Below are 18,217 nucleotides of genomic sequence, written 5' to 3' on the forward strand. Positions count from 1 at the left end.
GCATACCGTATCGCTGTGGCGGCGATTGCCGATCCGGCCTGCGGCTGCTATGCGCCTGACGGGCGGGACGAATGGACAGACGGCGTACGGAAAACAACGAAGAGGCGTTGGCGCAGGGACGGCCGACGTTGAAGACGCTTGCCTTCATGACCGGGCTCGGCGTCACCACCGTGTCGCGGGCCTTGAAGGACGCTCCGGAAATCGGCGCCGAAACAAGGCGCCGTGTCCAGCTCGTCGCCAAGCAGATCGGCTACCGGCCGAACCGTGCCGGCGTGCGCCTGCGCACCGGCAGGACCAATGTCATCAGTCTCGTGCTCAACACCGAGCGCGAGATCATGAGCTTCGTCTCGGACATCATCTACGGCGTTTCGGAGGTCATTGCCGACACACCCTACCATCTGATCGTCACGCCCTATTCGCGCTCGCAGGATCCGCTCGACCCCATACGCTATCTGGTCGAGACGGGCTCCGCCGACGGCGTCATCATCTCACGCACGCAGCCGAATGACCCACGGGCCCGCTACATGCTGGAGCACGGCATTCCCTTTGCCACGCATGGCCGCACCGATATGGGGCTGGTCCACCCCTATCATGATTTCGACAACTACGCTTTTGCGGTGGAAGCCGTGCGTCGTCTGGCCGGCATCGGCCGCCGCCGGCTCGCTTTGTTGTCACCGCCTGTCGGGCTGACCTACCACAGTCACACCGTCAACGGCTTTGCCGATGCGCTGAGCGAGGTCGGCGCCAGCGAAATCCCCTTCAACACTGTTTCTATCGACCATACGATCGAGCAGATCCGGAGCCGGACCGCGCAAGTGATGCGCCGCGAAGACCGGCCGGACGGCTTCGTCAGCAGCGCCGCCGCCGCGACACTGGCCATCGTCGCCGGCATCGAGGATGCCGGCCTCAAGCTTGGCCGTGACGTCGATGTCGTGTCCAAGCAATCGTCGGACCTGCTGCATCTGTTTCGCACGGAATTGCTGGTCGTCAACGAGAATTTCCGGCTGGCGGGCTCCGAACTCGCCCGCTCCGTGCTCGGCTGGATCGGCGGCGCCGCGCCCGGCACGCTGCAGAGCCTGAGCGTACCGAGCGAGGTCCTGGCCTATCGGCGCTCGCTGGATTAGCTATTTTCAGCCAGCCGCACCGCTGCCCCACGGCCCGTGGAATGCACCCGGTCCGTCGATACGCTCGAAGCCGTGCGCGCCAAAGAAGTCGCGTTGCGCCTGGATCAGGTTCGAGGTGCCGCGGCCCTGGCGATAACTGTCGAAATAGGCAAGTGCGGAAGACAGCGCCGGCACCGGGGAGCCTGCCTCCGATGCCCTTGCCACGATACGCCGCAGCGACGGATGCGCTTCCTGCATCAGGGCGATAAAGGCCGGCGCCATCAGAAGATTGGTCGATGCGCCGCCGGAACCGAACGCCTCGGCCATGGTGTCGAGCATCTGCGAGCGGATGATGCAGCCGGCGCGCCAGATCCTGGCGATGGTCGGCATCGGCAGGTTCCAGTTGAACTCCTTGGAGGCGCCGCTCATCACCGCAAAGCCTTGCGCGTAGGCGGCGATCTTGCCTGCGAAAAGCGCCAGTTCGAGATCTCCAAGCAATGCGTCCCTGTCGCCGGAAATCTTCGTCACGCCGATATTGCCATAGGCTTTTTCCGCCGCCTGCCGCTCGTCCTTGATCGACGACAGCACGCGCGCCGCCACGGCCGCCTCGATCGCGGTCGCCGGAATGCCGAGTTGCTGCGCCTCGATGACCGACCATTTGCCGGTGCCCTTCTGGCCGGCGCGGTCGAGGATGATGTCGACCACCGGCTTGCCGGTCTTCGGATCGTCTGCGGCCAGCACCTTGGCGGTGATCTCGATCAGGTAGGAATTGAGCCTGCCCTTGTTCCAGTTGGAAAACACCGTGCCTATATCCTTAGGCCCCATGCCGAGGCCGTCGCGCAGGATGCCGTAGATTTCGGCGATCATCTGCATGTCGGCATATTCGATGCCGTTATGGATGGTCTTGACGAAATGGCCGGCGCCGTCGGTGCCGAGCCACGCCGCGCAGGGCTCGTCGTTGAATTTGGCGGAGATCGCGGTCAGCACCTTCTCGACGCGTTTCCAGGAATCCTCGGTGCCGCCGACCATGATCGACGGCCCGTGGCGCGCGCCCTCCTCGCCGCCGGACACGCCCATGCCGATGAAAGTCAGACCCGAGCCCGAAAGCTCGGTGAAGCGCCGCATCGTGTCGCGGAAATTGGCGTTGCCGGCATCGATGACGATGTCGTTGGCCGACAGCACGCCACGCAAGGCTTCGATCTGTTCGTCGACCGGCTTGCCGGCGAGCACCATGATGATGATCGGGCGTGGCGGTCGGATCGCGGCGGCGAGTTCTTCCAGGCTGTAGCAAGGCACGACCATGTCCTTCAGCGGGCCGGCATTCTCGACGAAAGCGTCGGTGCGTGCCCTGGTGCGGTTGAAGACAGCGATGCGGTGCCCGTGCTCGGCGATGTTGAGCGCCAGGTTGGAGCCCATCGTGCCAAGGCCGATCAGGCCGATTTCGGCTTTTTCCATCGTTTCTTCCCTGCTTTCGGATCTTGTTGGTTCGAGCTCGCGGTTTGCCGGGATGCCCATTCTTCGGCGAGATGATTGACGGGCCTTTCGGGCCGCGTCAACCGCCTCGCCGAATTGTGTTGCATCGGCCGAGTTCGGGGCACTTGGCGGTCCAGCTTTTACGGTCTGATATCGACAGGCGCTTCGATCTTCACCATCTCGAAGTCCGAGACCAGGATGTCGATGCGCACCGTCCAGCGGCCAGGAACCGGGATGACGAGGTCGTCGACACGCCAGCTGCCATCGCCGGGCTTGGTCGCGGCACGTTTGAGCGGCTCGATGCCTGAATCGGGCTTCGACAACACCAGCGTCACCTCCTTGGCGTCGAGCGGTCCGAAATCGCCGGTCATGATGATCATCGAGGCGACGACCGGTCCGGCATGGCCGGGTGTGATGCTGAGATCCGCCATCGCTTGCAGCGCATGGATATGGACCGAAACCGGCTGGGCCGCGGCGATCGCCAGTGCCCGTGGCGGCGGCGTGAAGCGCCAGCCCGCGGCGACAGCGAAGATCGCCAGCACGATCAGCATTTCGACGCCGATCGAGCGGGCGAGCCTGCGCTGCACTTCCGTCGCTCCGGCCTCGGCCGATGCAGTGAGCTTCCAGCGATTGACGGCGGCAAGCGTGAACAGAAAGACCAGCAGCCCGAGCTTGATCAAGAGCAGCTTGCCATAAGCGGTGTTGACCAGCGCCGCCGGCGTCTGCACCTGGACGACTGCAAGCACGATGCCGGCAGCGACAAGCACGGCCACCACCGGCACGATCATGCGTGAGAACCGTCGCAGGATTGGCGCGACATCCGCCGACTGACCTTTCAGCGCCAGACCGAGCGGCATCAATGCGCCGGCCCAGAAAGCGATGCCGACGCCGTGCAGGAACACCATCGGTCGCGTCAGCCATTGCGGCTCGGCGGCACTGGCGTGGCCGCTGGCAGCCAGCGCAATACCCACACCGGCAAGTCCAGCCAGTGCGACTGGCTTAGCGGCCACGCGCGGCCCGGCCAGCGACAGCAGGCCGAGCCCCAGCGCGATCAAGGCGGCCAGCACCGTCCAGCCGAAGCTGGTATCGAGCCCGGTCCGCCAGATGACCGGCTGCGCCAGATGGGAGAGCGGCGCCCCGAGCGCATCAAGCCCCTGCAAGCCGAGCGACGCCGGGGCCGCGACCAGCCCGCACAGGATTGCGCCGATAACGAAACGCTGGCCGGACGGCCCGCCCTCAGTCAGCCAGGCAAGGGCGAAAGCACCGCCGACGCCAAGGAAAAGACCAATGTAGAGAAAAACCTTGCCGAGCCAGATCGCCGACCGTTGCGGCCAATCGACGGCCTCGGAGACGACCGGCGGCTCTGTTGGCGCGCCGATGGAAAACAGCAGCGAGCCGCCGACCGGATGACCATCGGCGGAGATGACGCGCCAGCTCAGCACATGCGTGCCGGATTTGAGGTCCTGCGGATTGTCGATTTCGACCGTCTGGTCGCTGAGGCGGAAAGCGGTCAGCGGAACCGGCGTGCCGTCGGGCTTCACCAGCGTCAGCACCAGCGGTGAGACCGGCTCGCTGAAGGTCAGCGAGAACTGTGCCGGCCCCTGTGCCAGCACCGCGCCGTCGGCCGGGTCGGTCTTGATCAACGCGGCATGGGCAAAGGCGGGACTGTTCGAGGCCATGGCGATGAGCAGCATCATCATCGCCAGAGAGCCCACGGCAACCCGGCTGACGAGCTTGCTGGCCATGTGAATCATCCGCAGTGAGGATATCGCGATCATGCCATTGCCATGAAATGGCGGCGCATTCCGCGAACGAAGCGCGCCGCCGAAAGACATCATTTCTTCGGCAACAGCTTGATGCCGGGCGCCGGATTTTCCAGGGCGTCTTCATCCTGTCCTGCTGCCGGGATCTCGATCCAGCGATCGGCGGCGCCGTCGCATTCCTGCACCATGGGGAAGTAGAGCTTCTGGCCCACGGGCAGATCGGCCGTCAGCGTCGCGCGGAAAACAAACTCGTCATAGAATTCATCCGGGAGGCTGCCACCGCTCCAGTCGACTTCCTTGACCCCATCGGTCACCGCCTGACCGTAGAGCTGGTAGGATTTGTCGTACTTGCCCTTCTTGACCTGCAGCGTCCAGCCCGGCTTCGGCATCGGCTTTATCGCGATCACCCCTTCCGGGATCTGCACGCGCAAGGCGATGGTCGCCTTGCCGTCGCAACCATGCGGCACGCGCAAGACGGCCTTGTAGGTCGAGCCGACGGCCGCTTCCTGGGTTTCGAGCGTGATGTGCGCGAAGGCAGCACTTGTCCCGAGGAGAAAAAGCGCACCGGCCCACAAAAGGTACTTGTTCATGATGGTCCCTCCGATTTCAGATTTTGTCGAAATGGTGCGATCAATCGGCGTGGTCGTCCGTGGCGCCACCCATGCCCTCGACGGCGAAGTCGACGCTGACGGTGCCGGCCTTCTCGAAGGTCAACGTGGCGGAGAAGGTTTCGCCTTGCTTGGGTTGCCGTTTCAGGCCGATGAACATCAAATGATAGCCGCCAGGCGCCAGTGCGACCTTGCCGCCGGCCGGAATCTCCAGGCCGCCGGCAACGGGCCGCATGGTCATGACACCGTCCTTGACGCTCATTTCATGCAGTTCGGCCTTGTCCGAGATGTCGGTGGAAATCGACAGCAGCCGGTCCGGCGTGCTGCCTTTGTTGGTGATGGTGAAATAGCCGCCGGCCACCTTGGCGCCTGCCGGCGTTGCACGTGACCAGGGGTGCCCGATCTCGAGATCGCCGATCTTGAACCCATGCGCGAAGCCGGTTTGGGCGCCGGCGAACAACAGCGCAAAAGCCAGTACAACGATGCCAAGGCGCGCCTCGAAGCTGCGCAACACGCTGCCGGGTATAGGACGCGCGGCAGTACGGAGAAATTGGGACATGGTTGCTCCATGAAGTGAAGGTCGCGCCGTTACCGGTCGCGGACAGTTTGATGTTTGGATGGGTACGCCCGCGAAAGGTTCCGCCGGGCAGACAGACTCAGGCCGTCCGCGGCGGCGCGCGCGGATTCGACGGCGAGCGCTCACGCGCAAAGTCGAGATGGATGGCCGCCGGAAAGACGAAGGCGACGGCCTCAAAGGAACGCGCGCCCAGGGCAAGCCCGGCAACGGGCGGCGGTGCAAAGGCCGGCGAAAACATGCTGCAGCCCAGCACGCAACATGCCGGCAGATGCGACGGCGGCGGGTTGCCGCCGGGAAGCTGGGTCGCACCCTCACGGGTGCAGATGACGTTGCCGAAGGCATCGAGTTGTGACGCATTCGGCGCAGTGCCGAACGCGAACGCACCGAGCGTCGACTGGAGCAGCAGCAGATGGGCCGCGACAAGCGCGACCAGAATGCTCCACCGCTTCTCCCGGCTGTTCAAACGATCTGCCTCATCAAGCAATCACCGGAGAGATACCTATCACGGGAGGGGCAGGTCGAAAATCGGCAATTCGATGCTGCGGCAACGCGGCATATCAGGGTTTCAGTGGCGACCGGCTCTCCGGGATCGAGGTCAGCAATGTCTGGCGCGCCGACTTCAGGTGCTTGCGGCAGGCGGCGTCGACCTTGCCGAGGTCTCGCGATTTGAGCGCCGCGATATAGGCGAGATGCTCACCGATCGCGACCTCGTTGCGCTCGCGCTCCTGCGCCTTGTTCCACTGGTAGTGATAGTGGAAGATCATGGCGATGACGTCGTAGAAATCGACGATGAAGCGGTTGTGCGAAGCCCGGTGGATGAGCCGATGGAAGCGCTCATCCAGCTCCGAGAATTCGTTGAAGCGCGTGGCGATTTCGCTTGCCAGCTGGCGATGCTCGTCCTCCAGGCGGTCGAGATCGGTCCAGACCGCGCTGTCCTGCGGCAGAGCGGCGAAGGCCGCCGCCGACCGCAGTTCGAACATCTCGCGGATTTCGGTCAGTTCCAGCGCGAAGGCACGGGTGAAGCCCTTCAGCACCCAATGGCTGTTGCGGCGCTTCTCGATCAGGCCGAAGCGGGAGAAGCGGATCAGGAACTCGCGCACGCTGGTGGTGCCGACGCCGATCTCGCGCGCCAGTTCGAGTTCGTTGATCTGCATGCCGGCCTCGGCGCCGCCGGCGAGCAGCCGTCGCATGAACGACCGCTCGATGATTTCGGCCAGCGTGTCGGTCTCTTCCTCGGGGAAGAAATCATCGGGACGCGGTTCGCGCAGCACCGTCTTGGCGCGCTTGTTCCAGGCGATCAGCCCGGTCTCTTCCATGCGCGCCAGGATGGTGCGGACGGTCGTCCGGCTGACACCAAGCAATGTACCCAGCTCCGGCTCCGAAGGCAGGCTGCGTGTTTCATCGAGCAGCCTGAGGCACCTGTTGTAGGCATCCTTGTAGACGTTGTTGCTCTTCGACATCCCTGACCCGTTGCACGCCGTCGCTTGCGGCTGCTGGCTTGAAGCGCAATATGACGTTCCCATGACCCCTGAAAAGCTAAATCGCTTTCGGAACACCCAAGGACATGCGGAACTCCCCAGCGAAAAAACAATTGACGCAAAACTGTTTTTTCACGATAAAAGACATTATCTTTTAACAGGCGCGTGTCAATCCGCCCGCGCATCCCAGGATCACCCAGGAAACCGCCCGTGAACGCCTCCAACAGCATTCTTCTGTCTCCCGCCGACAATGTCGCCGTCGCCAACGGCCGCATCGAGATCGGCACCACGCTGCCGGGCGGTGCCGTCGCCACTGCGCTGATCGAGCCCGGCCACAAGGTGGCCATCAAGCCGATCGTCGCCGGCGAGGCCGTGGTGAAATACGCCCAGGCAATCGGCCGCGCGACACAGGACATCGCGCCCGGCGAGCATGTTCATTCGCACAATCTGGTTTTCGAATCCGGCCGTTTGCCGGTGGTGCCGCCGAGCGAGGCCGAGCACGCGACAGAAGCCGACCGCAGCCGCACCTTCATGGGTTATCGCCGCGCCGATGGTCGTGCGGGTACGCGCAACTTCATCGGCATCATCGCCAGCGTCAATTGCTCGGCCACGGTTTGCCATGCCATCGCCGACCAAGCCAACCGGACCCTGCTGCCGAAATATCCCGGCATCGACGGTTTCGTCCCGATCGTCCACGGCCAGGGCTGCGGCATGAGCGGCACCGGCGACGGCATGATGGTGCTGCATCGCACGCTCGCCGGCTATGCCCGCCATCCCAATTTCGGCGGCGTGCTGATGGTCGGGCTCGGCTGCGAGGTCAATCAGCTCACCCTCTATGGCCAGAAAGGCGCCGCCGCCGGCAAGCGCCACTTCAACATCCAGGACGCCGGTGGCTCGCGCAAATCGGTCGAAAAGGCGATGCTGGTGCTGGCCGAGATCGCGGAGGAAGTCGGCCAGCTGAAGCGTGAGCCGATCCCGGTCAGTGAGATCGTCGTCGGCCTGCAATGCGGCGGCTCCGACGGCATGTCCGGCATTACGGCCAATCCGGCGCTGGGCGCAGCCGTCGACATCCTGGCCGGCGTCGGCGGCATCGGCATCCTTTCAGAGACAACCGAGATCTATGGTGCCGAGCACCTGCTTGCCTATCGCGCGGCAACACCGGAGATCGCGCAGAAGCTCGACGGTTTCGTCAAGTGGTGGGAGGATCACGTCGCCAAGCATGGCGCCTCGATCGACAACAACCCCTCGCCCGGCAACAAGCGCGGCGGCCTCACCACCATCCTGGAGAAGTCGCTGGGCGCGGTCGCCAAGGGCGGCCAGACGCCGCTCAACGGCGTCTTCGGTTATGCCGAGAAGGTCACCGGCAACGGACTGGTGTTCATGGACACGCCCGGCTACGACCCGGTCTCGGCCACCGGACAGGTGGCGGGCGGGGCCAATGTCATCGTCTTCACCACCGGCCGCGGCTCGTGCTTCGGCTGCCGGCCGACGCCGTCGATCAAGGTCGCCAGCAACTCGACCATGTATCACACCATGGAAGAGGATATGGACGTCAACTGCGGCGTCATCGCCTCGGGCGAGAAAACCATCGCCGGCATGGGCCGCGAGATCTTCGAACTGATCGTCGAGACGGCTTCCGGCCGCAAGACCAAGAGCGAGGATTTCGGCTACGGCGACAACGAGTTCGTGCCCTGGCATCTTGGTGCAACGCTCTAACCCGTTGTTTTTGCGTAATTCCCAAGGGAAGGCGCTGTGCGCTTTTCCCGGGAAAGCTGTTACACGTCTTTCCTGGAATTGCTCTAGATTGAACTGACATCTGAAGGCTGCCAACCGGACAACGGTCGGCAACAGGGAGGTTTTCGCATGAACAAGCGCCGCATCGGTCAGACCGCGCTCGAGGTCACCGAGATCAGCTTTGGCGGCGCCGCGATCGGCGGCCTCTACCGTGCCTGTTCGCGCGAGTCGGCGATGGAGACGCTGCAAGGCGCCTGGGAGGCCGGCCTGCGCTATTTCGACACCGCACCCTTCTACGGTTTCGGCCTGTCGGAACGCCGCTTCGGCGACTTCCTGCGCTACAAGCCGCGCGACTCCTATGTGCTGTCGACCAAGGTCGGCCGCCTCTTCCGCCCCGTGCCGGACGACCGTGTTCCCGATCACTCCTATGTCGATCCGCTGCCGTTCGCGCTGGACTATGACTATTCCTATGACGGCATCATGCGTTCGGTCGATTTCAGCTATGCGCGGCTTGGCCTTAACAAGATCGACATCCTGTTCGTCCACGACATCGGCGCCTATACGCATGGCGTCGAGAAAACCAAACTGCATTTTCGCGAGTTCATGGATGGCGGCCTCAAGGCACTCGAAGAGCTGAAGCGTTCCGGCGTCATTTCCGCCTATGGGCTTGGCGTCAACGAGGTCCAGATCTGCCTCGATGTGATGCGTCGCGCGCCACTTGATTGCATCCTGCTCGCCAGCCGCTATTCCTTGCTCGACCGCAGCGCCGAAGCGGAACTGCTTCCATTGTGCAGGGCACAACAGACGTCACTGGTCATCGGCGGAGTGTTCAACTCCGGCATCCTGGCGACCGGGCCTGTGCAAGGCGCGCATTTCGACTACCTGCCCGCCAACCACGACGTGCTGGACCGCGTCGGTGCGATGGAAAGGATCGCCACCGAGGGTGGCTATCCGCTGGCCGCTGCCGCGTTCCAGTTCCCCTTGCATGAAGCCGCGGTCGCCACGGTGCTGACCGGCACCGCCAAGCTGGCAAACCTGACCCGCAACCTCGAATTGCTCGACGTCGACGTGCCCGAGGCGGAATACGCCAGATACCGACCCTATACGCTGGTGCAGGAGCTGGCGTGAAGCTCCCATCCACCCCCCGTGAAAGCTGACCCATGCTTCACATTCTTGCGATCTCATAAAAGAATGAATATTCCATATTGACTAAAGAGTGGAATTAATATTCCATGTCTTCACGGAACGGAACGGGAGCATTTGACGGCGGCAGGGGAGGAGTGGCGCGGTTATTTTACCCCTGCCAGACCTCGGCAGAGTTGAAGCGAAACACCGCTTGCATCGGACAGGTCGATGCACTATCAAAACACTGTAAATGTTTTTTATTGATAAAGTTCTGTTTGGGCCACGCCTATCCGGACGGAGCTTCCGTAACGTTCACCGGGCGACTTAGGGAGGATTCCTAATGAAATTCGTAACCAGCATTCTCAACCGCCGCGCCGTGATGACGCTGGCAGCAGCTTCGATGCTCGCCGGCGTCATGCATTCGGTGCCGGCTTCGGCGGCGGACGTGACCATTCCGATCATCGTCAAGGACACGACGTCCTTCTACTGGCAGATCGTTCTGGCCGGCGCCCGCAAGGCCGGCAAGGACCTGGGCGTCAACGTACCGGAACTCGGCGCCCAGGCTGAAACCGACGTCAACGGCCAGATCTCGATCCTCGAGAATGCCGTCGCCGGCAACCCGGCCGCCGTCGTCATCGCGCCGACCGAAGCCAAGGCGCTTGGCAAGCCGATCGACGAAGCCGCTGCCAAGGTCAAGGTCATCGGCATCGACTCCGGCGCCGACTCCAAGGCCTTCACCTCGTTCCTCACCACCGACAACGTGCAGGGCGGCCGCGTCGCCGCGGACGGTCTTGCAGCAGCCATCGGCGAAGCCAATGGCGGTAAGGTCGAGGGCAAGGTCGCGTTGATCACGGCACTTCCCGGTGCCGGCTCGCTGGAACAGCGCGCCCAGGGCTTCAAGGAACAGCTCAAGGCAAAATATCCGGGCCTCGAGCTCGTCGCCGACAAATATGCCGACGGTCAGGCCACCACCGGCCTCAACATCGCCACCGATCTGATCACCGCCAATCCGGACCTGAAGGGCATCTTCGCCTCCAACCTGATCATGGCGCAGGGCGTCGGCCAGGCGATCGCCGAGAACAAACTTGCCGGCAAGGTCGGGCTGATCGGCTTCGACAGCGACGAGAAGCTGATCAAGTTCCTCAATGACGGCGTCATTTCCGGCCTCGTCGTCCAGGACCCGTACCGGATGGGCTATGACGGCATCAAGACGGCGCTCGCCGCCTCGAAGGGCGAGAAGGTCGAGGCCAATGTCGACACCGGCGCCAACCTCGTCACCAAGGCCAACATGAAAGACCCGAAGATCGACGCGCTGCTCAACCCGAAGCTCTGAGCCGTCGCATTCAAATCGTTTCCGGGGCCTCGCGCCCCGGAAACATCCACTGCCGGCACAAACGGCTTGGCAATCCATAAGCTTGAGCTAGGCTGCCTTTCGAGGCCTATCCCTGCCTTGCAGCGTGCCAATCGTAAGGCCAATCTGGGAGGATTGTCATGACGTCGACGGCGCAGGACCTGCATCCGGCACCCGTGCTGGAACCAGGGCGGACCATCCTCGAATTGCGCGGGCTGGAGAAGCGCTATCCCGGCACCCACGCGCTGAAGCCGGTCAACCTCGCTTTCAAATCCGGCGAGATCCACGCCATCGTCGGCGAGAACGGCGCCGGCAAATCAACGCTCATCAAGCTTCTCACCGGCGTCATGCCGCGCACCTCCGGAGAGGTGATCTGGGAGGGCCAGCCGGCAGCCTTGGCGACACCGCATGAGGCGATGGCACTCGGCATCAATGCCGTGCACCAGGAGGTCGTGCTCTGCCGTCACCTGACGGTGGCAGCCAACATGTTCCTCGGCGAGGAGAATTCGCGCTTCGGCATCCTGCAGCAACGCGCCATGGTCAAGGAAGCACAGAAGATCATCGACGATCTCGGCTTCGATCTGCCGGCGCATGTCACGCTCGGCGACCTCACCATCGGCCAGCAGCAGCTGATCGCCGCCGCCCGCGCCACCGTGCGCGGCACGAAATTCCTGATCTTCGACGAGCCGACCGCCTACCTGACCCGCAAGGAGGCCGACCAGCTCTTCACCCTGATCCGTCGGCTGAAGGGCGAGGGCGTGACGATCATCTACATCAGCCACCGCATGGAGGAAGTGTTCGAGCTGGCCGACCGTGTTTCCGTGCTGCGCGACGGCACGCTGGTCGGCACCCGCAACATCGCCGAGACCAACGACGCGGAGCTGGTCAAGATGATGATCAACCGCTCGATCGAACAGATCTACCACAAGGAACATTTCACACCGGGCGCGGCGATCCTCGAATCCAGGAACCTTTCCGGCAAAGGCTTCGAGAATGTATCGATGACGGTCCGAGCCGGCGAAATCGTCGGGCTCTACGGCTTGATCGGCGCCGGACGCAGCGAGTTCGTCACCACGCTTTACGGCCGCCACCGCAAATCGGCCGGCCAGATCCTGTGGGAAGGCAAGCCGGTCCAGATCAACTCCGAGCATGACGCGATCAAGCTTGGCATGGCGCTGGCACCGGAAAGCCGTCGCGATCAGGGTCTCTGCCTCAACCTTTCGGTCGGCCTCAATCTCAACCTGCCGATCTACAAGCGCATCTCGAACAATCTGCTGATTTCCAATGCGCAGGAAAGGACCCAGGCCGACCGCCAGATCGCCGATCTCAGGATCAAGACGCCGACGCGCAGTGCACTGGCGTCCAGCCTGTCCGGTGGCAACCAACAGAAGATCGTCATCGGCAAATGGCTGGCCCACGGCGCCAGGCTGTTCATCTTCGACGAGCCGACGGTCGGCGTCGACGTCGGCACCAAGGCCGAGATCTACCGCCTGTTCAGCGTGTTGTTGTCGAAGGGAGCCGGCATCATCCTGATCTCGTCCTACCTGCCCGAGGTCTACGAACTGGCCGACACGCTGCACGTATTCCGCCGCGGCAAACTGGTGGCCACGCACGGGTTCCGCACCGCCGATCATGAGGAAATTCTCACACAGGCGCTCGCCGAGAAACAAGAAAAGCTGGGAGAACAGATATGAGCACCGAGGCGATTCCTGCCGAAAAACCGAAGCGCAACTACAATGCCCTGTTCGGGCTGACGCTGCTGGCGCTGTTGGTGCTGCTGTGGGTCATCCTGTCACTGTCGACATCAAGCTTTGCTTCGGCCAACAACATCTCGAACCTGCTGCGCCAGGGCTCGATGATCGCCATCCTGGCCGTCGGCCAGACCTTCGTCATCATCACCGGCGGCATCGATCTTTCGGTCGGCGCCGTGGTTGGCTTCGCCACCGTTATAGCCGCGATGCTGATCAATGCCGGCATCCCGGTCTTCCTCGCCATCCTCATGACCTTGCTGGTCGGCGTCGCCATCGGCCTGTTCCATGGCTTCGGCATCGTCAAGATGGGGCTGCCGCCCTTCATCATCACGCTGGCAACGCTGACGTCGTTGCGCGGCATCGGTCTTTTGATGACCAACGGCAATTCGATCTCGATCAACAACGATGCCTTTCAGGAGTTTTCGCGCAACTCCTTCCTCGGCGTCCCCAACCTGTTCTGGATGGTGATCCTGGTCGGCATTCCGGCCTACATCTTCCTCCATCACAGCCGTTGGGGCCGGTATTTGTTCTCCGTCGGCTCCAATGCCGAGGCCTCGCGCCTGTCCGGCGTCAACGTCCAGCGAACCATCTACATGGCTTACACGCTGTCGGGTCTCTGCGCGGCGTTCGTCGGCGTGTTGCTGGCCTCGCGCATCGGCATCGGCAACCCGACTCAGGCCGAGGGTTGGGAACTGCAGGCGATCGCGTCGTCGGTGATCGGCGGCACCTCGTTGTTCGGCGCGGTCGGCTCGGTGCACGGGCCGCTGCTCGGCGCCTTCATTCTGGCCACCATCAACAACGGCGCCAATCTCTTGAACGTCAACGCCTTCTGGCAGCGCATCATCACCGGCGCGCTGATCATCATCATCGTCTATTTCGACGGGCTGCGACGCCGCGGTAGCAAGTGACCATAATTTGAGATCGATCGCCGGCCCTGTCGCGAAAATGGGCCGGCGATTTTCATGACAAACTGGATTGAAGCATGAAAGCCGTCGTCTGCCGCTCGCCTGGTGAGCTCGTCCTGGAAGACCGTCCGGCCCCGAGCGCGCCACCCCCCGGCTGGGCGCTGGTGGCTGTCAGCCATGTCGGCATCTGCGGCACCGACTATCATATCTTCGAAGGCAAGCACCCATTCCTCGCCTATCCCCGCATCATGGGCCATGAAGTGTCGGGAACGATCGTCGAGACCGGCGAAGGCGTTGAACTTTCCGCTGGTGAGCCGGTGGTCATCAATCCCTATCTTTCCTGCGGCAAGTGCATCGCCTGCCGGCACGGCAAGCCGAACTGCTGCGTCAGGATCGAGGTGCTCGGTGTCCATCGCGACGGCGCCATGTGCGAACGAATTCTGGTGCCGGCACAAAATCTCTATCCGGCAAACGGCCTGTCGCTGGCCGACGCCGCTGCTGTCGAGTTCCTGGCCATAGGCGCGCATGCTGTGCGACGCGCAAGCGCCGATCCAGACGCCCGCACGCTGGTCATCGGCGCCGGTCCGATCGGGCTCGGCACGGCCATCTTCGCCGGCATCGCCGGGCTTGACGTGACGCTGCTCGACATGAGCAGCGAAAGGCTTGCCTTTGCCGCGAATGAGCTCGGTTTCAAGACCCTCGATGGTTCGCGCGGCGCGGTGCCCGATCTGGTCGGGCAGGCGACGGGCGGCGAAGGCTTCGATGTGGTCTTCGACGCCACCGGAAACACCCAGTCGGTGCAGTCGGCCTTCGCCCATGTCGCGCATGGCGGAACACTGGTGCTGGTCAGCGTCGTCAAGGATGACATCACCTTCTCCGATCCGGAATTCCACAAGCGCGAGATGACCCTGATCGGCAGCCGCAATGCGTTGCGCGCCGACTTCGACCACGTCGCCGCCTCGATCCGCAACGGCGCCGTGCCATTGGCCACGCTCGTCACCCACCGCACCACGCTGGCCGGCACGCCACATGATCTCGCGCGCTGGGCACACGAGAAATCGGGCCTGATCAAGGCTGTGATAGAAGTCGGATGAGTGCAATTCCAGGAAAAGTGTAAAGCGGTTCTCCCGGGAAAAGCGCTTAGCGCCTTCCCTAAGGGAACTGCGTTCGCCAATCTAGGCAACCGGCGGTGTCGGCTCACAACGCCGACAATTTGAGTTCGACCCGCTCGGCCGGGAACCGTGACTCGGAAAACTGGATCGGCTGGCCGTCGGGCGTGACGTTGACGGCGACCGTGACCAGCACGATGGCGCCGGGCTGCAGGTCGAGGTCGGCAAGGTCGGCGGCATCGGCATGGCGTGCTGACAGCATGGTCGATTGCCTCAGATAATCATCTATGCCGAAACGTGCCAGCGATGCGGTGATCGAGCCGGTTTGGGCCATGGCGGCATCGATGCCGGCAAAGCGCCTCGCCTCGAACCAGCCCGCAGCACGCGACACCGGGCGACCGTCGGCTTCGCCGCGTGTTTCCAGCCGGATCACGTTTGTCCCCCTGGCTAGGCCAAGCCCCTCGGCGACGCGCTGGCTGGCCGGCTCCACCGACGAGGCAAGCAGGACTATATGCCGTTCCGACGCCTGCCCTTGCAGGCCTGCCGAAAAGCGTGTGCGCGCGCCGATCGGATAGGACAGCCGCTTGCGCGACAGCACGAAGGTGCCGCGTCCCTGTTCGGCCCGCAGCACCCCTTCCTGTACAAGGGCTGCTATGGCACTGCGCACGGTGTGACGGTTGACGCCATAGCGCTCGGCCAGCGCAACCTCCGGCGGCAGCGCTGCATTCTCGGCGAAATCGCCGATGGCGATCGCATGCAGGATCTTGTCGGCGATCTGCCGCCATAGCGAGACACCACTCCGCCGCTCGATGCTGTCCGCTGCCAGCTGCCCGACCATTAATTGCCTCAGCCTCCGATTGCTTTGTCATCCACCCGTCATGGACTCGCGCTAGATAATAGGTATCATTTGTATAGTTGTCTATATCAATAGACAAATTTAGCCAAGAGGAATGTTGCTCATGCGAGGACAGGAAGCCCGCGATCAGGCCGAGCGCAAGGCCGCCATGGCAACACTGGCGCAATCCAGCGGCGATGACGTCGTCCGGCTCTGGAACGAGTCCGGGCTGCCCTCGGAAGCTGAGCTGCTGCGCGGCCCGGAGACCGGCTTGGTCACCGTGCGCGGCCGCATCGGCGGTGGCGGCTCCCCCTTCAATGTCGGTGAGACGACGGTTACCCGCGCCACTGTCCGGCTGCCGTCCGGACAGGTCGGCCACTGCTATGCGCTTGGCCGCGACAAGCAGAAGGCAAGGCTGGCGGCGATCGCCGACGCGTTGTGGCAGGACCCGGCGCGTCGCGCCGAGGTCGAGACCGGGCTCATAGCGCCTCTGCGGTCGGCTCTGGCCACGGCGCATGAACGGCGCCGCGCCGAGACGGCGGCAACGAAGGTGGATTTCTTCACCATGGTTCGCGGAGAAGACTGATGGACATCGCAGCGCAATCGATCGAGGGCGGTTTCGCCGATCCGGTCTTCGACGCCCAGACCGTGTTTCGCGCCGTCATGGACGCGATGGCGCGGCCGGGCAGCATGCAGCCCCTGCCCGCCTTCGCCCGCCCGCCGGTGCCGCTTTCGGCGACCGCCGGCGCCGTAGCGCTGGCGCTTTGCGACAACGACACCCCGCTCTGGCTCGATCCCGCTTTGCAGGCCTCCGCCGCGATCAAATCCTGGCTTGGTTTCCACACCGGTGCGCCCTTGGCCAACACGCCGGCCGATGCGCATTTTGCTTTGATCGCCACGCCGGCCGAGATGATGGCACTCGATGGTTTTTCGCAAGGCACGCAGGACTATCCCGACCGCTCCACCACACTGATCCTGCAAGTCAGCGATCTCGTTTCGGGTGCCCCGCTGCTGCTCGAAGGCCCCGGCATCGAGACCAGTGCCACGATCGCGCCGGCGCAGATGCCGCGTCATTTCGTCGAACAGTGGAAGCAGAATAACCAGCGCTTTCCGCGCGGCGTCGATATCATCCTCGCCACATCGGATGGCGTCGCCTGTCTGCCGCGCACAACGCGCATCAAGACGATGGGGGCCTGAGATGTATGTCGCGGTAAAAGGTGGCGAGGCGGCCATTGCCAACGCCCACAGCCTGCTCGCCGACCGCCGGCGCGGCGACCGTTCCGTGCCCGCCCTTCGGCTCGACCAGATCGTCGAACAGTTGGCGCTTGGCGTCGACCGGGTGATGAGCGAAGGCTCGCTCTACGACCGCGAGCTGGCGGCGCTTGCCATCGTCCAGGCGCGCGGCGACCTGATCGAAGCGATCTTCCTGGTGCGCGCCTACCGCACCACGTTGCCGCGCTTCGGCTATTCCAAGGCGATCGACACCGCCACCATGCTGGTCGAGCGGCGCGTTTCGGCGACCTACAAGGACCTGCCCGGCGGCCAGCTGCTCGGCCCGACCTTTGACTACACGCACCGGCTGCTCGACCCCGAGCTTGCCGCCGGCGGCGATGTCGCCGAGCCGCTGCAGCGCGAGACCGAAACGCAAGCCATGCCCCGCGTCTCGGCGATCTTGGCCCGAGAGGGCCTGATCGAGCCGGATGGCGAGATGCCGCAGGACCATGTCCCCGGCGACATCACCCGCGAGCCGCTGGAATTCCCGATGGCGCGCGATATCCGCCTGCAGGCGCTGTCACGCGGCGATGAGGGCTTTTTGCTGGCGCTCGGCTATTCCACGCAGCGCGGCTATGCCCGCAACCATCCCTTCGTCGGCGAGATCCGCATCGGCGAGGTCGAGCTGGAACTGGATGTCCCCGAACTCCCGTTCGCCGTGCCGCTCGGCACGGTGCGGGTCACCGAATGCCAGATGGTTAACCAGTTCAAGGGCTCGGCCAAGGCGCCGCCGCAATTCACCCGCGGCTACGGCCTGGTCTTCGGCCAGAGCGAGCGCAAGGCGATGGCGATGGCGCTGTGCGATCGGGCGCTGCGCGCTGCGGAACTCGGCGAAGATGTCGTCGCCGCCGCGCAGGACGAGGAGTTCGTCATCTCGCATTCCGACAATGTCCAGGCGACCGGCTTCGTCGAGCACCTGAAGCTCCCGCACTATGTCGACTTCCAGGCCGAACTCGACCTCGTGCGCCGCATGCGCGCCGAATATGACGCCCGCGAAAACCCGGTGAAGGCGGACGACAAGAGGGAGGCCGCGGAATGACCTTAGCTGCTCCCGCCATGCCCGCCATCGTGGGAATGGCCGCCACCATAGCCTCCGCCGTAGCCACTGCTACCGGCAACGGTCTCGCCTGTCG

At 63.7% G+C, this 18,217-nt stretch carries 17 protein-coding genes; 10 read left to right on the forward strand and 7 right to left on the reverse strand.

Translation table 11 applies throughout. The annotated features are described in order from the left end of the window. Positions 1 to 71 precede the first annotated feature (71 nt). On the forward strand, positions 72 to 1,124 hold the full coding sequence (locus CGZ66_RS14210) for a LacI family transcriptional regulator (protein WP_095084759.1): 1,053 nt from the start codon (positions 72 to 74) through the stop codon (positions 1,122 to 1,124). Positions 1,125 to 1,130: 6 nt separating this feature from the next. Here the strand turns inward: CGZ66_RS14210 and gndA are convergent, their stop codons facing one another. The 6 genes from gndA to CGZ66_RS14240 all read right to left on the reverse strand — a co-directional run bounded on the left by gndA (position 1,131) and on the right by CGZ66_RS14240 (position 6,984). Continuing rightward, entirely contained in the window at positions 1,131 to 2,558 is a 1,428-nt protein-coding gene (gene gndA / locus CGZ66_RS14215; protein ID WP_095085004.1) for an NADP-dependent phosphogluconate dehydrogenase, read from the reverse strand. A gap of 158 nt (positions 2,559 to 2,716) precedes the next feature. Beyond that, positions 2,717 to 4,321, reverse strand: a complete 1,605-nt coding sequence (locus CGZ66_RS14220; RefSeq protein WP_425352291.1) for a copper resistance CopC/CopD family protein — start codon at positions 4,319 to 4,321, stop codon at positions 2,717 to 2,719. Positions 4,322 to 4,410: 89 nt separating this feature from the next. Further along, a complete protein-coding gene (locus tag CGZ66_RS14225) occupies positions 4,411 to 4,929 on the reverse strand; it encodes a YcnI family copper-binding membrane protein (protein WP_095084760.1) in 519 nt (172 codons plus the stop codon). 40 nt (positions 4,930 to 4,969) lie between these two features. Continuing rightward, the gene (locus CGZ66_RS14230; protein ID WP_095084761.1) at positions 4,970 to 5,506 is read right to left on the reverse strand and encodes a copper chaperone PCu(A)C; all 537 of its coding nucleotides are present in this window, start codon (positions 5,504 to 5,506) and stop codon (positions 4,970 to 4,972) included. Between the two features lie 97 nt (positions 5,507 to 5,603). Next, a complete protein-coding gene (locus CGZ66_RS14235) occupies positions 5,604 to 5,960 on the reverse strand; it encodes a DUF2946 family protein (RefSeq protein ID WP_095085006.1) in 357 nt (118 codons plus the stop codon). 121 nt (positions 5,961 to 6,081) lie between these two features. Next, entirely contained in the window at positions 6,082 to 6,984 is a 903-nt protein-coding gene (locus tag CGZ66_RS14240; protein ID WP_095084762.1) for a GntR family transcriptional regulator, read from the reverse strand. A gap of 228 nt (positions 6,985 to 7,212) precedes the next feature. Here CGZ66_RS14240 and CGZ66_RS14245 point away from each other — a divergent pair, with 228 nt between their 5' ends. The 6 genes from CGZ66_RS14245 (at position 7,213) to CGZ66_RS14270 (ending at position 14,962) form a co-directional block, all read left to right on the forward strand. Further along, positions 7,213 to 8,718, forward strand: coding sequence for a UxaA family hydrolase (locus CGZ66_RS14245; protein ID WP_095084763.1), 1,506 nt, complete (start codon positions 7,213 to 7,215; stop codon positions 8,716 to 8,718). 147 nt (positions 8,719 to 8,865) lie between these two features. Next, complete coding sequence (locus CGZ66_RS14250) at positions 8,866 to 9,864, forward strand: aldo/keto reductase (RefSeq protein WP_095084764.1); 999 nt, start codon at positions 8,866 to 8,868, stop codon at positions 9,862 to 9,864. Positions 9,865 to 10,201: 337 nt separating this feature from the next. Further along, on the forward strand, positions 10,202 to 11,194 hold the full coding sequence (locus CGZ66_RS14255; RefSeq protein WP_095084765.1) for an ABC transporter substrate-binding protein: 993 nt from the start codon (positions 10,202 to 10,204) through the stop codon (positions 11,192 to 11,194). Between the two features lie 158 nt (positions 11,195 to 11,352). Continuing rightward, entirely contained in the window at positions 11,353 to 12,906 is a 1,554-nt protein-coding gene (locus tag CGZ66_RS14260; RefSeq protein ID WP_095084766.1) for a sugar ABC transporter ATP-binding protein, read from the forward strand. Further along, entirely contained in the window at positions 12,903 to 13,871 is a 969-nt protein-coding gene (locus tag CGZ66_RS14265) for an ABC transporter permease (RefSeq protein ID WP_095084767.1), read from the forward strand. Before CGZ66_RS14260 ends, CGZ66_RS14265 begins: the two co-directional genes overlap by 4 nt. Positions 13,872 to 13,945: 74 nt before the next feature. Then, positions 13,946 to 14,962 carry a zinc-binding alcohol dehydrogenase family protein gene (locus CGZ66_RS14270; RefSeq protein ID WP_095084768.1) on the forward strand — a complete coding sequence of 339 codons (1,017 nt, stop codon included), beginning with the start codon at positions 13,946 to 13,948 and terminating at the stop codon, positions 14,960 to 14,962. 103 nt (positions 14,963 to 15,065) lie between these two features. Here the strand turns inward: CGZ66_RS14270 and phnF are convergent, their stop codons facing one another. Then, positions 15,066 to 15,815, reverse strand: coding sequence for a phosphonate metabolism transcriptional regulator PhnF (gene phnF / locus CGZ66_RS14275; protein ID WP_095084769.1), 750 nt, complete (start codon positions 15,813 to 15,815; stop codon positions 15,066 to 15,068). Positions 15,816 to 15,936: 121 nt separating this feature from the next. Here phnF and phnG point away from each other — a divergent pair, with 121 nt between their 5' ends. From phnG to CGZ66_RS14290, 3 genes are read left to right on the forward strand one after another with little or no spacing between them, the layout of a single operon-like run. Further along, positions 15,937 to 16,398, forward strand: coding sequence for a phosphonate C-P lyase system protein PhnG (gene phnG, locus CGZ66_RS14280; protein ID WP_095085007.1), 462 nt, complete (start codon positions 15,937 to 15,939; stop codon positions 16,396 to 16,398). Beyond that, on the forward strand, positions 16,398 to 17,009 hold the full coding sequence (gene phnH, locus CGZ66_RS14285; RefSeq protein ID WP_095084770.1) for a phosphonate C-P lyase system protein PhnH: 612 nt from the start codon (positions 16,398 to 16,400) through the stop codon (positions 17,007 to 17,009). The genes phnG and phnH overlap by 1 nt, the downstream gene beginning before the upstream one ends. Position 17,010: 1 nt before the next feature. Then, a complete protein-coding gene (locus CGZ66_RS14290) occupies positions 17,011 to 18,123 on the forward strand; it encodes a carbon-phosphorus lyase complex subunit (RefSeq protein WP_095084771.1) in 1,113 nt (370 codons plus the stop codon). Positions 18,124 to 18,217 lie beyond the last annotated feature (94 nt).

The sequence above is a fragment of the Mesorhizobium sophorae genome, assembly GCF_002270415.1.
GTDB lineage: Bacteria > Pseudomonadota > Alphaproteobacteria > Rhizobiales > Rhizobiaceae > Mesorhizobium > Mesorhizobium sophorae.